Raw genomic sequence first — 13,226 nt, forward strand, 5'->3', positions numbered from 1 at the left:
ATATTCTTGAAAACTGAATTTGAAAATGAAACTACTTTTCTAATTCAGCAAAACAAGCACTGGCAATAAATCCTGAGCGCGTTTTATAATCTGAAGATTTACTTACCTTGTCATCAATTTGAGCAATGAGTAACTCGGGTAGGGTAACGTTTATTTTATGACTCTTACCTAAGTACGGCGTAATATCAATACTGATTATCGCCCAAAAAGCGTTTGAAAAGGTATATGGATTTTCTACTATATAGTTTTTTCGATGACTGTCTAACCCCTTTGCATTAGGTACTTTTTCACCATATTCTGCCAAAATCGCGAGATGTGATTTTATCGCTTTAGTGATTTTTTCCATACCTAAATCAATCGTTTTTTCCGTAATTGCACAGCCAGGAAGATCAGGTACTGACACTTGATAATCACTGTTTTTTTCACCTTGATTAAACACTACAGCGTACTTCATTTTTAACTCCTAACACGACCAAAAACCTCTAAAACTAATAATAACCCCAATAACCCAGAAATACAACACACAGATAACCCTACTAACCCTACGTAGGTCATAATAATAACCCCGGTAACTCTTTGGTGGACTACTACAGGCAACCCCGATAACTCTGTAATCGGCTTGGAGTGAACGTTTACTATGACTTAGCACTATTTTTATAAAGGAACTAAAATACCTAGCTCGAAAAATGGCTATTATAAATAAGTTGATATAGAAGTAATTTATTTTTTAAATACTGATAATTAAACTATGTGGCTAGAGTTATACATTGATGTGGATCATCAAGAATTTGATCTCTATAATAAAGAAGAAATCACAGTAAAATTCGTCAAAAATATGACCTAGCATTAGCAAGAAATTCTTGGCTATTTCCCTTGGGTTTTATGAAAAGCTAAGGCCCGATTAGGCGATTGCATTATTGATTGAACAAGGAATACTATGAAAGAACTTCTTAACGGCAACCCAGAATTATTGATTACCGTTGTAGGCATAGGTGGGTGTGGTTGTAATACAGTTAATATGCTTCATGAGAATAATTTATCTGGGCAAGTTAACTTAGTTGCGGTCAATACAGATCTTGCTGCATTAAATAGCATTAACGTTGAAAATAAAATTCTCATTGGTGAGAACTTAACAAATGGCTATGGTGCAGGTGCCGATCCAACAATAGGCTATCAAGCGGCTCAAGAAAGTGAAGAATTGCTTCGTAGTGCTGTAATGGATAGTGATATTGTAATCATTACCGCAGGTTTTGGTGGTGGCACTGGCACAGGTGCAAGCCCTTTAGTGGCCAAAATAGCACGTGAACTCAATATCAACTGTTTAGCCATTGTGACCTTACCTTTTGAGTCAGAAGGGCAAATGAGAATGGATTATGCTCTACAAGGCATAGATGAAATTAAAGAGCCGATACATGCTTATATAACGCTTTCAAACGATTTGTTACTTGCAGGCTTAGGTGAAAGCGTTGGCTTATTTTCTGCTTTTAACCAAAGCAATGAAGTGCTAAAAAACTTATTGATTGCTTTGGTTCATATGCTTAATGAAACAGGTTATGTCAATGTAGATAAAAATGATTTTTCAACCATTTTGTCATTTGAGGGGGAATCGGTTTTAGGTGTAGGTAAAGCTGACTCTGAAGAAGAAGCGTTCGAAGCCCTCGAACAGGCACTAAATAACCCGCTTGTTTCCATTGCTAATATAGATACCGCCAAAGGCATAATATTTCAATTGTTTTGTAAGTCGGAGCCTAAACTATCGACGTACAATGGCCTAATAGATCATATCCGCACAAAGGTAACTAATCGTTCTGTTCTTATTGTACCAGGGGTAACCCTTGAACCTAACCTGTCTTCAGAAATAGAGATACTCATTATTGGTTCAGGTATATGTAGTGATAAACCGAAGAACAAACAAGAAGCAATTATCATTGCAGGAGAGCCGGGACCGTTCGAACAAAGCCTCGAGCCGTCAGAGCCTGTATATATAGATGACGAGCTTAGTTTTATCAACCAAGGTGAAAGTATTACTGACATACCAGCAATAACGCGTAAATTAATGGCAATCAATCGCAATTAACGAATCACCTCTTTACATGAGAATCATTCTTGTTTACATTTGTCATTCCATCTATGTATTAGGAATGGTCGGATAAGAAATTGTCGACTGAAGTCAATGAAAGATAAGAAATTACTCAGCCCTAAATGTTTAATCGATCTAATCGAAAATAAACGTTTTGGTGTTGAGTACCAACCAATAATTTGCTGTAAAAGCCAAGATATTTTCGCTTATGAGTCATTGGCTAGATTTTATTCTGCTGATAACACGCTAATTCGGCCAGACCTTGTTTATGAATCACTGCACACAAGTCCGCTGAGTTTGTTTCAAGTTGAATACCAACAAAAGCAATTACAATTATCTCATGCCATCACTGGTCATGATATTTTTGTTAACTTAGACCAAGACTCTTACTTTGCGAGTGGCGTCATTGATCAAAGTAATCCGTTTCTAAAATTATTTAAATCACATACCAAGTCGAATGTTGTCGTCGAGTTAATTGAAAACTCAGAAATAAATGATGCCATAATGAGTCTAGCCATGATTGATAACTTAGCTAAAAGTGATATTCATACCGCTATAGATGATGTCTGCAATCCTCAATCAATGATTTCTACCTCTGTTATACAGTTAGTAAATTACATTAAGTTTGATAAGTTTGTAATAAAAAACAAAAATAATCGTAATTTTATGCTGTTGGTTAAATCTATTATTGATTATGCGCACAGTACGAATAAAAAAGTGATCCTCGAAGGGGTAGAAACGTATGAAGATTTAGCATTGGCAAATCAGCTGAACTGTGATTTTGTGCAAGGCTTTTATTATCGAGACCGTTTTAAGAACATTAGTTAATAGCTTTTAATCAAACACCTAACCCCCTACACTGTAGCTATTTATCGTATCATCCCATTTAAATAAAGAGACCAATATGAAAGTTAACATGACCCCTAAGCTTAAAAGCAGCTTAAAAAAATCGCTCATAATTGTTTGTAGTTTAGTTAGCCTTGTTGGTTTTTCCGTTTTTGCCACTGATCTTAAAGTAGGAGATGACGCCCCCAACTTTAAATTACAAGCAACCACAGGTGATTATTACCAGTTAAGTGACTATAAAGGTAAAAAAGCTGTGGTATTAGCTTGGTATCCTATGGCAAACACACGTGGTTGTACTATTGAATGCAAATCGTTAACAGAGCAGGGGCATCTTATTAGAGAATTTGATGTTAGCTATGTAATGGCCAGTGTTGACCCAATTGATGACAACCGTGATTTTTCTGAAAAAACCGGTGCCGATTTTCCTATGTTAAGTGATCCAACAAAATCAGCAGCAAAAGCATATCAAGTACTCAATATGTTTAAAGTAGCCAGTCGTGTCACTTTCTATATCTCTAAGCAAGGTAAGATAGTTAAAATTGATGAAGATATTACGCCAAAATCTGCCGCTCAAGATATGGCTAATAATCTAGCTGCGCTTGGTATTGCTAAGAAATAGCAAAACAATGTCAAAACCTAATAAGAAAGGCCCTAGCAAAACAGTTGATATTTATTGCAAGGGCTGTAACTTTCTCCTCTTTAAATACCGTAAAGGAGGTAAGGGCGCTTTACTCAAATGTTTCAAAGAGCGTATCAGTCAAGATTTTACCGACATCCCTTGTACATGCCCAACATGTCATAAGGTATTTGCCCGTGATTGTTTAATTCGAGGCACACCAGCATTTAAAATTATTGGGGGTAAAGTTTGGTGTAAATAACGTGTTATCTCACTGTAGTTATTATGATTAATACAGCAAGGGAGCACAAATAAACACAGTTTTAGTACAACTTAGCGCAGTTATAAATTTTGTGGTGGTTATCATACCCATAAATAACTTCTCTCAGGATTTGAGCCTTGGATATCGAACAAGCAAGAATAAAAGCCATCTGTCAGCACATGACGACTATCAGTATTGATAACAAACCTTTTGTGCCTTTAATCAAGGTAAAACGCAGCGATGCAATGCTTGCAGGAAGTATTAGGGTGATGTTATCGAAAAGGCGTTCTAATCGTATTCATTTTTTTTTGCAAACGTATTCTAATAAAATAACTATGCTTGATGTTGATTAGCACTAAGAAATTGAATCAATAAAACCACAAAAGCCTGTCGTTTATGATAAACGACAGGCTTTTTATCTTTAGCTAACTTGCTAGATTATTTAATCGATTACTTAATTACCGATTAATGTAATAACTCACTAAAACGATCCACTTGTACTGCCACCTGTCGAATAGCTATTGTTAGTTCCACTTTGCCAATCAACATTTTCACCATTTACTTTTAAACATTTCCATTCAATTGTTTGTGAACTATTAAGCATAATGGTAGTTGTCCAAGTAGGGTAACTTGTTGGCGACAAACGAATTGCATTGGCTGGATCCCAGTTGCCGGTTTCAATCGTGTTACCAACTACTCGAATATCTTGACCTAAATACGTTGTCGCATTGGTACAACTAAAATTTACGCTAACAGTTGCTGTTGGGATCTCTTCAACCCAAACAGAGTATGAACCTCCGTTGACAGGAAATTCACCCCAACCATCAGCGTTGGTAGTCACTACTGCCGTGTTATTACCCGTTACATCAATAAATACTCTATTGACGCGATTCACATTCATCCATTTACTGCCACTAGCGCCATCAGTCATGATCACTGCCATGGCTTGAGGATGCTCTGCATCACCTAATCTTGTCCAACCAATAACATCATGGTGATCCATATAGCTAATTTGAGTACCGTAAGCATACTTTTTACGTGCATTTAATAGCTCATCGATATTTTCTTTTTGAGACTTAATGGTGATCGGTGTCGCATTACAACCATTATCTGAAGCGGTATAAGACGCACCATAATAATCGGCATGAAATAGATTAGGGTAGCCTTCTTCTCGTAATAAGATAAACGCGTAAGCCATAGGTTTAAACCAATCTTGGACTCTAGACTCTAATGCTTGGCAAGGTTGCGTATCATGGTTGTCAACTAAAGTAACAGCCAAGGCAGGTTGTTCTTTCATTAAGGTATTATCCATTAACGTTGCCATATTATAATTACCACCGCTAGTTGACGCGTTGTAAAAATTCATATGCAGTGGTGCATCAAATAATGACATACGACCACCTGTAGCTGAAATAAAGTTATGTAACTCTTCTTTGTTATAACTCCAGTATTCACCAACAGTAAACAATGACTTTCCAGTATCAGAGCGTACGGTATCTAACCAATCATTAAAGAAATCGAATTTAATGTGTTTAACAGCATCTAACCTAAAACCGTCAACGCCAGTAAAATCGACATACCACTTACCCCAGTCTTTAAGCTCTTGCACGACATCTGGGTGATCCATATCAAGATCGGCAAACATTAAATAATCGTAATTACTATGATTACTATCTACTTCCCAATCCCATGCTTTACCCGTCCCACGAAATTTAAAAATAGCACTTTCTTCTAAATTTTGTGCCCAATCGGTACCATCAAAATGGTACCAACGCCATTTAAAGGTAGAATACGTATTATTACGGCCCGTAAAATCGAAAGCGGTCCAAGCGTCAATAACAACATCATCACCATATTCAACGTTACGATTATCTCTACTTACCCTTACAGCATTAACGGCTTCAGTCGCATCAGCACCACCACGATGGTTAAAGACCACGTCACCGTAAACTTTAATACCATTTGCATGAGCGGTATTAATCGCAGAGAGGTATTCGTCCTTAGTGCCGTACTTAGTACGAACCGAATTTTTTTGGTTAAATTCGCCTAAATCGTACATGTCATAAACGCCATAACCGACATCCTGCGCGCCCGAAGCACCTTTATATGCAGGCGGCAACCACAATGCAGTAACACCCGCAGCAGATAAGTTAGCCGCTTCTTGTTGTACTTCGCTCCATAAGGAACCATCACTTGGGGTGTACCATTGAAAATATTGCATCATCACACCATTGTCGGCATGTGTTATGCCAGAGAGCCCGGCCAGAGTTGCTGCAACAAATGTTGTTAGTGCATGTTTTTTAGGATTAAATTTCAAACGGCGAGTTTTTGTTGATTTGGTGTTTACTTTGATTATTTTAGTCACTGTGTATTTCCGAATAGTTATTGTTATAATTATAGTTTGACCAATCCGGTGGTCCTGCTTTGCATTTAGCTTTGTTTAAGCAACGACAGAGAGATCAATTTACAATCAACCGTAAGTTTTGTTCAATGAATAATCCGAAAAGTAGCAATGAATACGTATGCATTTTTATTTAAGGTCTTACACATTCTAGGATACATTGGTTTGGTCATCCCGAAAGTTATTTCAATGATATTGAAGCGGGTATACCAGGCGGTTCTTAAGTTCAATATGTTGGAAGTGTGCTGATTGTGACATCCTTAACTCGTGAAACTTATCCAGAACAAAAATAAATGCATAAATGCTTTAATACAATGACTTGTGTGGTTATGCGTTACGTTAACAGTACTAACTACGTATCATTTTTATACGAAAAAACAATAGTACATATTAGATTAAACACGGTTTATAAAATGTCGCAGTTCGACCAGATTTATGCGTCAGGCTTCACTGTTCAGAGGGTTAAATTAATGAACAAATCAGAAAAGATTTATGCTTTGTTATAAGTAATCATTACTTTCGAACCTGTAATTATATGGAGTCAGAATTTATATTCTTTGTCTCTTTAAAGACCAAGAAGTGTAAATATTTATCAATACTTTTTCGAATACGTTATTATCTATTTCTTATAAAAGATAACCTTACAAGCTAGCTAACTAGCCTTGCACGGTCAACGTAAAAAATCACTTCATTCTGCAGAGTTATAAACTAATATCATGACAAGAAAAATATTATCATTGAACGTTAAAAGAAAAATAGCTCCCAAACCCGAAGAAGAAGTGGTTAAGGCTGTAGTTCATGAAGACCCACAAAAACGTTTTTTAAATGGCGTAGCCATTAATCCAGATCAGCGTATTCAGCTTGAGTTAGGCTCTAAACAACATTCCATGCGAGCCATGGATTTGTTAACGCCAATAGGCATGGGGCAGAGAGGTTTAATTGTTGCTCCACCAGGATCCGGAAAAACGACCATTTTAAAACATATTTGCCAAGCTGTTGGCGAAGCTTATCCCGAGATAAAGCTTTATGCGTTACTCATTGATGAGCGTCCGGAAGAAGTTACCGATTTTAAGCGCAGCGTTCCTGCAAAAGTATTCGCCTCATCCACAGATGAAAATTACGATCATCATCTACGTGTAACCAATGACCTGCTTAAAATCGCACGTAAAGAAGCTGGAGAAGGTCACAATGTCATGATAGTTATTGATTCTCTCACAAGACTTACACGCGTATATAATGCCAATCAAAAAAGTAGCGGGCGCACTATGTCGGGCGGAATTGACGCTAGAGCCATGGAAATACCGCGAAAACTGTTTGGCACTGCTAGAAATATTGAAAATGGAGGCTCTATTACCATACTAGCGACCATACTTGTTGATACCGGAAGCAGAATGGACCAAGTGATATTTGAAGAATTCAAAGGCACCGGTAATATGGAAATCGTTTTATCACGTGAGGCGGCCAATCTACGTATTTTTCCTGCCTTTGATATTGCCAAAAGTAGCACGCGCCGTGAAGAGCTTCTTCTCAATTCAAAAGATATCGACAAAGTAAGGTTGATACGAAGAGCGCTCACTAGTCTAAAACCTATTGATGGCGCTAGGAAACTTGTCGAATTACTAGAAGAATTCCCAACAAATGTTGAGCTGTTAAATCATTAATTACTAATTACCGCGGTGTTTTTTCTATGCGTCGCGACTTAAGGTCGTTGCTAACTGTAGGTGACAATGAGGGGGGGGAATTAGGAGTTATAGGTTGTACCGCTCTCTAATGCGACAAAATAGATAGTTGGGAAGTATCTGTATTGCTTTTAATTTTTATCAATACCTCAGAATAACTTGATGATTGTGAAACGTTTTTTGAAGCTTGTTGTAATATATCTAATAAGTGCTTATTGCTTTGCTTGAGCAATATTAATAACAAAGTGATCAGGTCTAGATTTTAGTGAAATATCAAGAGGTCTTGAAAAAATGGAGTAAATCGTTAGATTAGGTATTTTTATAGGTCTGCAGACACAAAAAAAGACGCCCTAGGACGTCTTGATTCTTATATATGGTCGGAGTAGACAGATTCGAACTGTCGACCTCACGCCCCCCAGGCGCGCGCGCTACCAAGCTGCGCTATACCCCGACAATGTAAACTCTAGAGGAGTAACAAGTTTACCGTCTGTATAATAATGATTTATCAAGGTAATGCAATGGTAATCAAGTGAATAGTTAGCTTAGATGAGCTAAACGGCTAACTATTACTCGATATGCCTCAAATTCGGGCTATTACGGGTTTTCTTGTTGCGTAAACTTCTTAATAAAATGTACGCCATCAATCATTAATGGGAAGTCAGCATTAACCGTTATTGGCGAAGAGAATTGACGCGAATAACTTTGAAAGTTGCCGTTTTGATCGACGAAAACAGATTTATCTTTATCAAAAACAATAATGCCATTATCTGTAGTATTGGCAATGACTCTGTCTTTATTCAAGCTAGGTAAATCACTACCATTACTATGGGAACTTACATTACATGATAACCATTGGCTCATTAGCGTTGGTTGTAAGTCCATATTGCTGGTATTAAAGGTAACGTCCTTAGTTGCCTTAACAGGTTGCGGGTAAATGAATAACGCAGGTTTGGTGTTTAAACGGGTATCATTACTTTGATTACCAATAGAGCTAATCCAAATAATATCTTTGTCTATTTTTTGTTTCTGGGCCAGTAGTAACGCATCAACAAATAGCTCGAATTGATATTGGCTCTGATTTTTTACTATTTTATTTGCATCAATCGCATGGCTATTTTTAAAGTAAATAATATGTAGACCAGGGGCCTTATTATTTAATTTCTCAGCAAACAGTAAACTAGAAACATTTGCTAGTTCAGTTTTTTCACTGAATAACCCTTCGAACCAGCGTGGTTCTATAACAGCAACATTTGCTTCTATTGCATCGTCTTGGCCCGTCGCTGAAAACTCATCAGAGATAACCGTTAAGCTTGTTGCTAGAGCCTGTAGCTCTATACGCTGAAATAAAAGCGGTTTAACACTTTGTTTTAAAATATCTTGTTGATAAATACTCGGTAAAGAGTAAAGCAGATTAAACCATGCATCATCATTAAGGCCAGTATCAATATTATTGGTTAAATGTAAGCTGGTAGCACTTGCGCGACGAATAAATTGATTGAGCTGAGTCGTTGATATTTGCTGCTCAGTTAGAATCAAAAAGGTCGAGTTAGTAGGCGCTGTAACCGCTGATTCATTAGGGCAAAGACCTGAATCAATAGTCGGGTAATTTGGGATAGCATGACTAAATGATAGCGGGCTATTTTTACGCTCTATATAATCTTCTATGTTAAATAAACCATATTTGGTTAATAACGTTTTTGCTGTAGCGGGATAAGACAAGGGTAAAGCCGTATCTTGACGCAAAATATCATAATCAAGGTTAGCATCAGCCCAAATATGGCTGACATGACTAAAGAAGAAGGACAATACCAAAGCAAATATAACAAAACGGGCAAAGACTGTTTTTTGTAATTGCTTTAAGTGTTTCCAAGCGTAATTGCTAACAACGAACTCGAAACCTAAGATAACAATAATCAATGAGCCACTGATGGTATAAAACAAGCTGTTATCTTTAGCTATATCTTGTAGCAAACTTATAATTTGCCCACTAGATGACGCATTTAAGTGATAACCCAGGCGACTATAGATAAAGCCATCTAGGACAAGAAGTAATAAACCAATGGTAAAAATGATAGAGCCACTCGTTCTAATAAACTTTGTATGCGGTAGGATCAGTGTTAATGGAAATAACACCAAAACAAAACTCATAAAGGTTAGAAAAGCAATGTGACTGACCCAGGTCGTAATTAAGTAAACCTGGCCAAAGAGTGTTGTTGGCGCCGCTTCGCTAAATAAATAGTAAGAGGACAGTGCAATAGCTGCTAATATATTGAAAAATGTGAACCAATGGCTCCAACTGATCAAATGTAATAGTTTTTTGCTGTAACTTTTTGTATCAAATGAAACCATTGATAATAATTCTTCTTTTTGCTGATAAAATTAGGCGCTGTTTATCTTTCTATCTTTCTTTAACAGTAAGTTGTTTAAATTTCAGGCAATATAAAGTAGGTAAAATGTAGCGGACTACTCGAATGCCGTATTATTATTAAACAAATGCTACCTTAAGGGGTAATTTAAACGGCTTTATTCATTGTTGTTCGCCTTTTATATAGCATAACTATAGTTAAAAGCTTGTGCCGTAATTAAACTATTTTAAATAGAATAAATGTTAATCCTGAAAGATCAACAGCCCATCAATTAAGGGGTTAAACAGATTGTTTTAATGCTTTAGTAAAGTTGTTTGCAACAGCAACACGTTTGCTTTCAGGTACTTGAGCAATAATGTTAGTAACAGCATTACCTAAACACATTAAAGCTAGATCGGGTGTCGCTTCTTCTTTTACAAGAACATCTAACAAATCTTGGATAATTTTTTCTACACGTTCGTTCGAATATTTAGATACAATAGGCATAATAATTTCTTAAATAAAAAGTTTTCGTTAATGATAAATTTAATTTACCTAGTTTATCAAATGCCTGCACACTTTAATATATACCAGATATAAAAAGTACATAAGTGCAGTACTTAACAACAACATTAATTTACATCAGTTACTGAAGATAAGAATCATATGAGCTTAATAATTAAAAACATTGCACTACATTTTTTGTCTAAAAAAGAAGATACCGGCGAAGTTGTATTACGCCTAGGACCAGAAAATGCTGACTTCGCGCAAGAAGATACAAAAACGTCTAACTTTGTTGATGGCTTACATGCCATTTATAATACCAAGGGCAATAAAGCCTATGGCAGTTTTTCAGCGATGCCTGGTGAGGGTGATTCAGCCCGCTTTGTTGATTTAATGGAAAGCTACCTAACGGAACAGCAAAATTTTTATGATTTTAGTACGCAAGCGGGCAATGTATTAAAAAATGAAATCGAAAAATACGACATTGAAGAGACAGGTTATTTTGTTATATGTCATTATGAATACATGGGCGGTCGTTACTTATTCGTTGCGGTTATCCCGGTGTCAGAGCATTACAGTGTTGATGGAGAATTAAATATCTCAGCAGCGCAGCATTTAGACACCACTAAAATGCAACTCGCTGCTCGTATTGATTTATTCGATTATAAAGAAAATACTCACGGTAATCGTTATATCTCTTTTATAAAAGGTAGAGCAGGTCGTAAAGTATCAGACTTCTTTTTAGACTTTTTAGGCTGTGAAGAAGGTTTAAACGCTAAAGAGCAAACACAAACCTTAGTGCAAGCGGTTGAAGATTATGTTTCGGTTAATCAACTCGACCCAAGCGAAAAGCAAAAAACACGTAAAGATTTATTGAACTACTGTAAAGAGCAAAAAGCGAGTTCTCAAGATGTGTCACTGCAAGAGGTAGGTAACGTTATTGAAAGTGCAGGTGCAGAACAAGACTTTTATCAGTTCTGCCAAACGCAATCTTACCCTATTGAAGATTCTTTTCCGCACGAACAAGCTGTGGTTAACAAAATCACAAAATATTCAGGTTATGGAAATGGTATAAGTTTAAGTTTCGAACGTAGCCATTTTGGTGAAGACGTCGTTTATAATCCACATAATGACTCATTAGTTATCTATAAAGTACCACCGAATTTAAAAGAACAGTTAATGGCGCTGCTTGATAGTGAAAAAGTCGAGAGTGAATAGAACAACGAAGAGTCATCGCGTACTAACAGTGCAAAAAACAGGGTAACGTGTTACCTATAAGTATCGCGTTACTTTTTATGCTGACTCTAGTTAATGAAAATAAATACATATAAAACAGCGGTCTAGGCTTAAGTAATAGTTAACTCGCTGTGATCATACAATATTGGAAATACAAACATGACAAATGAAAGCAATACCTCAAATCATACCTTAAGTAACACCTTAACTATCGCTCGACCGGATGATTGGCACGTACATTTACGCGATGGCGCCGTATTAAAAAACACCGTAGCTGATATTAGTCGTTATTTTGGTAGAGCTATTGTGATGCCAAATTTAGTACCACCAGTAACGAATGCCGCCTTAGCAAAAAGTTATTATGAGCGAATTATGGCTGCAGCACCAAGCGCGCATTTCAAGCCATTAATGGTGTTATATCTAACAGATAAAACCAGTGCAGAAGATATTATTGAAGCGAAAGAATCTGGTTTAGTTTATGCCGCAAAATTATATCCTGCTGGTGCAACGACCAACTCATCATCGGGTGTTACGGATGTTGCTAACTTAACTGACGTATTTGCAGCAATGCAATCAGTGGGTATGCCACTATTAATTCACGGTGAAGTAACGGCTAGTGATATTGATATCTTCGATAGAGAACAAGTGTTCATCGATACAATCTTACAACCGTTAGTTGCTAACTACCCAAATCTTAAAATTGTTTTAGAGCATATCACCACTAAAAATGCGGTAGATTTTGTTAAAGCGGCGGGTGACAATGTTGGCGCTACAATTACGGTTCACCACTTATTGTACAACCGTAATCACATGTTAGTCGGTGGTATTCGTCCACATTACTTCTGTTTACCTATTTTAAAACGTAATACACATCAACAGGCATTGATAGAAGCAGCGACGAGCGGCGACAAAAAATTCTTCTTAGGTACTGATTCTGCACCACATGCACAACAAGCCAAAGAGTCAGCATGTGGTTGCGCTGGTGTTTATTCTGCCCATGCAGCTGTTGAGTTGTATGCTGAAGTATTCGAGCAAGAAAATGCTTTAGATAAATTAGAAGCGTTTGCCAGCCTTAATGGTGCAAACTTTTATCAATTACCGGTAAACACAGATACAATTACGTTAGTTAAAAAAGCATGGCAAGTACCAGCAACAATGACCTTTGGTGATGATGTTGTTGTACCTGTTCGTGCCAATGAAGATATTTTGTGGCAAATAGAAGGTTAACTTGTTCCTCAGCTTTAGACTTTTATCTTA

The 13,226-nt window shown here is 36.9% G+C and carries 12 protein-coding genes and 1 tRNA gene; 8 read left to right on the top strand and 5 right to left on the bottom strand.

Translation table 11 applies throughout. The features are described from left to right. Nucleotides 1–31: 31 nt before the first annotated feature. Entirely contained in the window at nt 32–454 is a 423-nt protein-coding gene (locus CXF71_RS11255) for a type II toxin-antitoxin system HicB family antitoxin (protein WP_101233041.1), read from the bottom strand. A gap of 483 nt (nt 455–937) precedes the next feature. Between CXF71_RS11255 and CXF71_RS11260 the strand changes: the two genes are divergently transcribed. From CXF71_RS11260 to CXF71_RS11280, 5 genes are all read left to right on the top strand, one after another. Next, a complete protein-coding gene (locus CXF71_RS11260) occupies nt 938–2,077 on the top strand; it encodes a cell division protein FtsZ (protein ID WP_101233042.1) in 1,140 nt (379 codons plus the stop codon). A 96-nt stretch (nt 2,078–2,173) separates the two neighbouring features. After that, nucleotides 2,174–2,908, top strand: coding sequence for an EAL domain-containing protein (locus tag CXF71_RS11265; RefSeq protein ID WP_101233043.1), 735 nt, complete (start codon nt 2,174–2,176; stop codon nt 2,906–2,908). A gap of 76 nt (nt 2,909–2,984) precedes the next feature. Continuing rightward, nucleotides 2,985–3,545, top strand: coding sequence for a peroxiredoxin family protein (locus CXF71_RS11270; protein WP_101233044.1), 561 nt, complete (start codon nt 2,985–2,987; stop codon nt 3,543–3,545). Between the two features lie 7 nt (nt 3,546–3,552). Further along, nucleotides 3,553–3,804 (top strand): hypothetical protein, encoded by a 252-nt coding sequence (locus CXF71_RS21655; protein ID WP_101233045.1) that lies wholly within the window; start codon nt 3,553–3,555, stop codon nt 3,802–3,804. Between the two features lie 137 nt (nt 3,805–3,941). Then, nucleotides 3,942–4,157 (top strand): hypothetical protein, encoded by a 216-nt coding sequence (locus CXF71_RS11280; protein WP_101233046.1) that lies wholly within the window; start codon nt 3,942–3,944, stop codon nt 4,155–4,157. Nucleotides 4,158–4,285: 128 nt separating this feature from the next. On the opposite strand, the gene CXF71_RS11285 is transcribed toward CXF71_RS11280, so the two are convergent. Then, on the bottom strand, nt 4,286–6,169 hold the full coding sequence (locus tag CXF71_RS11285) for an alpha-amylase (RefSeq protein ID WP_232771451.1): 1,884 nt from the start codon (nt 6,167–6,169) through the stop codon (nt 4,286–4,288). A 752-nt stretch (nt 6,170–6,921) separates the two neighbouring features. Between CXF71_RS11285 and rho the strand changes: the two genes are divergently transcribed. Next, nucleotides 6,922–7,866, top strand: coding sequence for a transcription termination factor Rho (gene rho, locus CXF71_RS11290; protein ID WP_101233047.1), 945 nt, complete (start codon nt 6,922–6,924; stop codon nt 7,864–7,866). Between the two features lie 392 nt (nt 7,867–8,258). Here rho and CXF71_RS11295 read toward each other — a convergent pair. The 3 genes from CXF71_RS11295 to CXF71_RS11305 all read right to left on the bottom strand — a co-directional run bounded on the left by CXF71_RS11295 (nt 8,259) and on the right by CXF71_RS11305 (nt 10,736). Then, nucleotides 8,259–8,335 (bottom strand) — tRNA-Pro (locus CXF71_RS11295). A gap of 143 nt (nt 8,336–8,478) precedes the next feature. Beyond that, complete coding sequence (locus CXF71_RS11300; protein ID WP_101233048.1) at nt 8,479–10,233, bottom strand: DUF3413 domain-containing protein; 1,755 nt, start codon at nt 10,231–10,233, stop codon at nt 8,479–8,481. Between the two features lie 296 nt (nt 10,234–10,529). Beyond that, complete coding sequence (locus CXF71_RS11305; RefSeq protein WP_101233049.1) at nt 10,530–10,736, bottom strand: DUF1414 domain-containing protein; 207 nt, start codon at nt 10,734–10,736, stop codon at nt 10,530–10,532. 159 nt (nt 10,737–10,895) lie between these two features. On the opposite strand from CXF71_RS11305, the gene yejK reads away from it, so the two are divergent. Together yejK and pyrC are read left to right on the top strand one after the other, a co-directional pair. Then, nucleotides 10,896–11,951: a nucleoid-associated protein YejK gene (gene yejK / locus CXF71_RS11310; protein WP_101233050.1), complete on the top strand. Its 1,056-nt coding sequence runs from the start codon at nt 10,896–10,898 to the stop codon at nt 11,949–11,951. A gap of 177 nt (nt 11,952–12,128) precedes the next feature. Next, entirely contained in the window at nt 12,129–13,196 is a 1,068-nt protein-coding gene (pyrC, locus tag CXF71_RS11315) for a dihydroorotase (protein ID WP_101233051.1), read from the top strand. Nucleotides 13,197–13,226 lie beyond the last annotated feature (30 nt).

Origin of the sequence: Colwellia sp. 12G3, from assembly GCF_002836775.1 — a bacterium.
In the GTDB taxonomy this organism is placed as follows: Bacteria; Pseudomonadota; Gammaproteobacteria; order Enterobacterales; family Alteromonadaceae; genus Colwellia.